Here is a 6,113-nt window from a genome sequence, read left to right as displayed (position 1 = left end):
CGCCCTCGACCTGCGCGAGCGGGTTCTGGCGGGCCGGGAGCGGGTCCTGGGTGACGATCACCCTGACACCCTCAACGCGCGCCACAACCTCGCCGTCTCCTACGGCGATGCCGGGCGCCTTGAGGACGCTCTCGGTCTGCGCGAGAGGGTGCTGGCCGACTACGAACGGGTCTTGGGTGACGACCACCCCAACACCCTCTCCGCCCGCAGTAACCTCGCCGGCTCCTACAGCGATGCCGGGCGCGTCCAGGACGCCCTCGACCTGCGCGAGCGGGTTCTGGCGGGCCGGGAGCGGGTCCTGGGTGACGATCACCCTGACACCCTCAACGCGCGCCACAACCTCGCCGAGTCCTACGGCGATGCCGGGCGCCTTGAGGACGCTCTCGGTCTGCGCGAGCGGGTGCTGGCCGACTACGAACGGGTCCTGGGTGACGACCACCCCAACACCCTCACCGCCCGCAGCAACCTCGCCAGCGCCCGTGATGCTGCGGCAGCCGTACAGCAACCGGATACGGCAGCCTCAGCAACCGCCCCCGACCTCCAACCCCCATCAGACACTCCCGACCAACCCGTATGACCCTCCCCGGCCGACCCACATGATCGAACTCCCGAAGTGATGCTCGACACCCGGCGGGTGAGAGCATCTGTGGATGGCAGACGCACAGCTACCTCCGGGTTGGGCCCTTCCGCAGATCCGCGACGTATCCGGGGACCGAGAGGCTGTCGCGCTGGATCCGGACCGGGTGGTGAAGTGGGTGGACGGCGCCGGAGCCAACGAGGTGCTGCACCCCGAGATCATTCTCGGGTTCCACGGCCTGTGCCTCGTGAAGACCGTTCATGACGACGACTGGTACATGGGCAGCCTGTACGACGACGGCAGCATTGATTGCTGGGCAACCTACGGCGATCTGTACGAGGCGCTGCGCGGTTTGTAACGGCATGCGGGCCTGCCTGCACCCACGGACCCACTGCGGGCCGTGCGAAGGTGCCCGAGGGTACTCGACGCCGACCGGCAGTGACAGACGAGCCGCAGCCGGCCGCAGCGAAACCCGCAGGTCAGAGCTACCCGGTTATACGCGTTTCCCCCCAGGGGTGGCCGTCGGGCAAGATGGGGTGTTTCTGCCGCCTCCAAGGCGCCAAACCGCCCCTGAGCAGCGGCGGAACCGCTGGGCAGGGGCCGTCGTGGGGCCGTGGGCCGTCTGTGGGCCGTCAGGCCGCTGAGGGGAGCTCCCGCACCGGGTGAAGGCGCTGGAACACGGAGGAGACGGCCGCCCGCGCCTTCTCGTCACTGCTGGGCATCAGGTGCGTATAGATCCGCAGCGTGAATCCGGGGTCGGAGTGTCCCAGGTACGTGCTCAGAGCCTTGATGCTGCCTCCCGTCTCTAGGACGACCGAGGCGTAGAAGTGCCTCAGTGCGTGCATGCCGTCGTCCGGAGCGGCGGCATAGCGCTGGCCTCGCTCCTTGGGTGGGATGACGCCAGCGTGGGCAAGAGCGGGCTTCCACACGAAGTCGTCGAAGTAGCTGCGCCTGATGGCGTTGCCCACTCTGTTGGTGAAGACAAGCTTCAGCGTGACCGGCGACCCGTCCGGGGTCTTCCAGGGCAACGTCACTGCGGTGGGCGGGAACTGTGCCATGTGCTCACGCAAGCCCGCAGCCACCACCGGACTGAGTGGCGTGTCCCGCAGCTTGCCACGCTTGGGCGGAGCGAAGACCAACTTGCCGCCCACCCGCTTGACCTGTTGGCGCACATGGACCCAACCCGTGTTGAAGTCGAGGTTGTCCACGGCAAGCCCGAGAATCTCTCCCTGCCTGAGCCCGCAGCCCGCACCGGTGTCCACGGTTGCCGCGTACCGCGCGGGAAGTCCCTCACGAACGTCCAGTACGCGCTCTTTGGTCCACGGAACGATGAGCCGGTCCTCGGGAATCGGGGGCTTGACGGACTGCGCGTGACAGGGGTTCGACTTGATCACGCCATCATCCACCGCAGCGTTGAACACAGACGATACCGAGTCGTAGATCGCACGGCGGTATGTGCCGTTCGGCACTGCGGAGTTGAGGCGGTTCAACCATGTGCGCATGTGCTCGGGCTTGAACGACCCCATCGGACGTGATCCCAGGTGAGGGATCGCATGCAGTCGAATCCGCCTGTCCACGACTTCCTGACTCACCGGGTCCGTCGTCAGTCCGACCAACCACTTTTCGGCGTACTCACGAAACGTGATCTTCCCGACTTTCGGATCGATGTATTGGCCGGTGTCCATGTCCGCTTCGATCCGCGTCAGCCACTTCTCGGCGAGGCGCTTCTGTCCATCGGGGTAGCTCTTGGACTTCTCGGTGCCGTCGGGGCCGATGTAGCGGGCGCGGTAGCGCAGTCCGGTGCCGTGGCGGTCGGTCTTGAGACGGACGGTTTTGCCGGCGGAGTCGGTCTCGGTCTTGAACCAGCGGTCTTGGATGTGGCCTGCCATGTAGGGCGTGGTCCCTTCTGGGTAGGGGAGGGCCACGGCGTGGCCCTCCCCGAAGCGTTGGGTGGTGCGGGGTGCGGCAGGCTCATGCCGCGTCTTCGATGGCGGTGCGTTCGGCCTCCCATGCCCGCACGGCGGCGGGGTTGAAGCGCAGGTAGCGCCCGACGCGGAAGCCAGCCGGGCCGATGCGCTTGCGTCGCCACTGGTAGACGGTCTCGACGCTGGGGAGGCTGAACATGGTGACCAGGTCTTCCGGGGTCAGGTAGCGGTCCGGGAGTCCGCCGCGCAGGAGGGCACGCGGGTCGGTCGGCTCTTCGGTGGCCATGCTGGTGACTCCTCATGTCCGTGGCGGGGTGGGTGAGGTGCCCTGCGGTGGGTCCTGACGTCGTGGGTTGAGTGCAGACGGGCCAGGAGCCTGCGTCTGTCCGAGGTGTGGATTTCTGCGTCATCGCGTCATCAGCGACATTCAGGCTTCTGACCTGTGGTTTTGCTTGACGCGGTGGTTAGGTGCTGCGTCATCCGTGCGGCATGGGTTGCGTCATCGGGTGACGCAGATGACGCAGGATGACGCGGAGGTCTCCGTCTGCGTCATGCCTGTATCCGCAGGTCAGGGGCCGTTTAGCGTCCCGCGTGACGCACATGACGCAGCGTCTTCCCTCTTAGGACAAAAGAGGGGGTGTCTGTTGTAGTGCGGTGGCGCCTCAAAGCGTGAAGAAGGAGCCGCTGCGCGGCGCGACTCGGGGCGCCGCCGATGCCGGCGGAGGAGCAATGAGGGGCCGCTTCGCGGCGCGTCCTTTGGGCGGCGTTCCGCCGAACAGCAAGAGGAGCACGCCTGGCCGATGGTGCTCCTCTTGCTTGTCCAGGCAGGTACGGGGTGCGGGTTAGAACATGCGCCGGTGTTCTTGCGGGGCGGGCGGGGCGGGGCGGGTCATTTCGAGGTAGCGGCCGGCGCTGGTGCGCCCGGAGTCGATGAGCACGCCCCGGGCGGCGAGGGTGGGCTGTAGGCGCTTGAGACGGTCGGAGAGCACCTTCCCGGTGGTCGGCCACCCCTTCGGCAGGGGACGCATTCCTTCGCCGTTGTAGAGGCCGCTCAGGAGGTGCAGCCACTCCGTGGACGTCATCCGCTGTGCCGCGCCCGGGGAGATGGTGTCGGCGTGACGCAGGACGGTCTGCGCGAGAAGGTCACCTTCGATGACGTCGTCGTTCAGGTCGTCCAGGCTGGCTCGGTAGGCGGCAAGGACCCCGAGCCCGGTCGCGGCGTCGAGCTGTGCGCACAGGTGCGCGAAGTCGGCCATCCGCAGGTCCGTCGGTGTCTCGGCTTTCGCCGCGCGGACCTTGACCGTGAGGTCCAGGAGCGAGCCGAGGACGACGGGCAGCACTTCCGCGTACTCCGCCCACAACTCGGCCTCGGTGCGCCGCACCTTGGGCCGTTCCAGGCGCAGCGGCAGGAGCCGTTCGGCCAGGTCGGGGCGGATGACGCCGACGTCGATGCCGGTCAGCAGCAGGGGGCGTCGGTAGCCGACGCGGAAGACGTCTCCGTCGGTGAACAGCGCCCGCTTGACGTTCTCGGCGCCGGTCACGATGCAGCACATCGCATCCGACAGGTCCGGGGTCATGTGGGACAGGTTGTCCAGAGCGGTGACCCATCCCGCCGACACCGCTGCGATCAGGTTCTCTTCATCCTTGGGGGCCCGGCGCAGGTCTCCGCTCATGCCCTCCACGATCCGGATCAGCATCCGCCCGCCGGTCGACTTGCCCGCTCCCTGCGGCCCGGTCAGGAACGGCGCCGGGACGGGCACCGACGGACCGAGGCAGCCGATGAGCCAGGCAATGGCCAGGCACTCGGTCTCGGCGGTGGCGAAGTTACACAGCCGCATCAGCGCGTCGATGCCCTTGCCCTCGGTGTCCTTCGCCGGCAACGGCAGCTCCCCAGTGAGCTGGGTGCGCCGCCAACACACCTCGCGCGGGTCAGGGGTGGTGATCTCCCACCCGGTGGGGTGGATGCGTACGGACTGCCCGTCATCGCGCCCGAGGTCCAGCCACGTCGCCCCGTCAAAGCCCGGAGCGACGCGGATGTAGACGGGCTGCACGTCCTCGCTCAGCGCGAGCGCTTCGATCAGGTCCAGCGCCTCTTTCAGCGCGCTGCCGTTGAAGACGCCCTTCCCGTCACGGAACAGTCCCACCATGAGTTCCTGCCGGTGGCTTCCCGTGGTTCCCTGCGAGCGGATCGGACGTGCCACGGGGTGGCCCTTGCGTTGGGCGTACACGGTGCCGTCGGGGGTGCGGAAGTACCGGAAGTGGGCCTGCGCGTAGTCGGTGATGATCTCGCGGGCCGGGGTCTTGTCGTCGTCAGCCACGGTCACACTCCCAACGTGGTGCGGGCATTGGTCCAGGCGTCCGTGCAGTGCCGGGGGCTCTCGCCCTTGGCCTGCGCAGCGTTGAACAGCCGAGCAACGTGGGCGTCGGTGAGGCAGCCGCACCGGCCGTGCGTGGACAGCACGGCCAGGAATGTGCGGTAGACGGTGGCGTGTACGCCGCTGGTGGCGCTGGTGATGCGCTGCTCCGCCATCGCGATGCCCCGTTCGAGGAAGGCGGGTGTGCGGTGACGGCACTGTCCGCCACCGGCCGGCACAGGCGCAGTGACGGCTGCCGGCCGGGCTGTTGAAGGTTCCTTCACGGCCAGCGCGCGTACGACGTCCGGCAGTGCCGTGATGGTGCCGGTGCCGGGTCCGAGCCAACGGGCGTACGCCATCGTGGACTTGATGTCGACGCCGGGACGGACCGCGTTCACCGAGCGCATGGGGCCCTGGTAGATCCAGTGCTCACCACGCGTCGTGGCCACGGTCTGCGTGGCGGGCAGGTTCTCGCGTGCCCACGTCACCGCGTCGGCGTTGTCCAGGTCGACGACCGTCAGCCGCGCCCCGCCCGGGTGGTAGGCGATACCAGTCGCCCGCATCCATGCGCGACGCCAGACGCCCGACTGGATCACGTCCGGATCGGTGGTGGCGGCGGCCCATGCGTGGCAGGGGGCCGGGCAGGCGCAGGGCCCGGCGGTCTTCATGTTCGGCCGGCCGCCGCACGCGTTGTCCGCGCAGCGGCGGCAGTTACCGAACGGCACCTTGGCCCGTAACGGCAGCACCGGGATGCCGAAGGCTGCCAGGGAGAGAGCGGCACGCAGGTGCTCTCCCCGAATGTCGGTCGGTTGCGTCATGCTGGGAGACCTCCAACAGGTCTGTTGAGGACGGGTTGGGCAAGGGCGGCCCCGCGACTTTGGCGAGACGGAGGGGCCGCCCTTGGCGTAGCTAGCGGTTCGTGGCCCACAGGGCGTACTGCTGACGGACGTAGGCGCGCGGGTTGCAGCCCACAACGGCTCCGTCCAGGGCCATCAGCCGGGAGGCCAGGTCGAATGCGTTGCTGGTGGTGGCGGTGTAGCCGGGGGTGAGGCCGTGGGCCATGCGGTCGGTGAGGGCGGCGCGGCGCAGCCACCACTCACGCCCTCGGTCCTCGGTCGTGCTCAGCCACATCAGCTCCGTGTGAGGCTCGGGAGCGGTGGCGTAAGCCTGGGTGGCGTTAGGCCAGTGGATGACGTCGTGCTCGGACACAGGGACTCCTGTCAGCCGTTGCGGTGGAGGTGAGCGATGGGTTCGGGC

7 protein-coding genes are annotated in these 6,113 nt (G+C 68.3%); 2 read left to right on the top strand and 5 right to left on the bottom strand.

Annotated features, from left to right (window positions below; translation table 11 throughout):
• Both ACZ69Q_RS29995 and ACZ69Q_RS29990 read left to right on the top strand, forming a co-directional pair.
• A partial coding sequence (locus ACZ69Q_RS29995) for a tetratricopeptide repeat protein (protein WP_471047503.1) occupies positions 1 to 577 on the top strand: 577 nt, incomplete at its 5' end.
• 73 nt (positions 578 to 650) lie between these two features.
• Positions 651 to 935 (top strand): hypothetical protein, encoded by a 285-nt coding sequence (locus ACZ69Q_RS29990; protein WP_471047501.1) that lies wholly within the window; start codon positions 651 to 653, stop codon positions 933 to 935.
• A 274-nt stretch (positions 936 to 1,209) separates the two neighbouring features.
• Here the strand turns inward: ACZ69Q_RS29990 and ACZ69Q_RS29985 are convergent, their stop codons facing one another.
• The 5 genes from ACZ69Q_RS29985 to ACZ69Q_RS29965 form a co-directional block, all read right to left on the bottom strand.
• Positions 1,210 to 2,466: a tyrosine-type recombinase/integrase gene (locus ACZ69Q_RS29985; RefSeq protein ID WP_471047498.1), complete on the bottom strand. Its 1,257-nt coding sequence runs from the start codon at positions 2,464 to 2,466 to the stop codon at positions 1,210 to 1,212.
• An 82-nt stretch (positions 2,467 to 2,548) separates the two neighbouring features.
• A complete protein-coding gene (locus tag ACZ69Q_RS29980) occupies positions 2,549 to 2,788 on the bottom strand; it encodes a helix-turn-helix transcriptional regulator (RefSeq protein WP_471047493.1) in 240 nt (79 codons plus the stop codon).
• A gap of 556 nt (positions 2,789 to 3,344) precedes the next feature.
• Positions 3,345 to 4,820 carry an ATP-binding protein gene (locus ACZ69Q_RS29975; protein WP_471047490.1) on the bottom strand — a complete coding sequence of 492 codons (1,476 nt, stop codon included), beginning with the start codon at positions 4,818 to 4,820 and terminating at the stop codon, positions 3,345 to 3,347.
• A gap of 2 nt (positions 4,821 to 4,822) precedes the next feature.
• The gene (locus ACZ69Q_RS29970; protein ID WP_471047487.1) at positions 4,823 to 5,674 is read right to left on the bottom strand and encodes a bifunctional DNA primase/polymerase; all 852 of its coding nucleotides are present in this window, start codon (positions 5,672 to 5,674) and stop codon (positions 4,823 to 4,825) included.
• Positions 5,675 to 5,765: 91 nt separating this feature from the next.
• Positions 5,766 to 6,065 (bottom strand): hypothetical protein, encoded by a 300-nt coding sequence (locus ACZ69Q_RS29965; RefSeq protein ID WP_471047484.1) that lies wholly within the window; start codon positions 6,063 to 6,065, stop codon positions 5,766 to 5,768.
• Positions 6,066 to 6,113: the final 48 nt, after the last annotated feature.

The organism is Streptomyces sp. NPDC036764 (assembly GCF_055609385.1).
The sequence above is the reverse complement of the archived record's forward strand: the minus strand, read 5'-3'. Positions and strand labels throughout refer to the sequence as shown.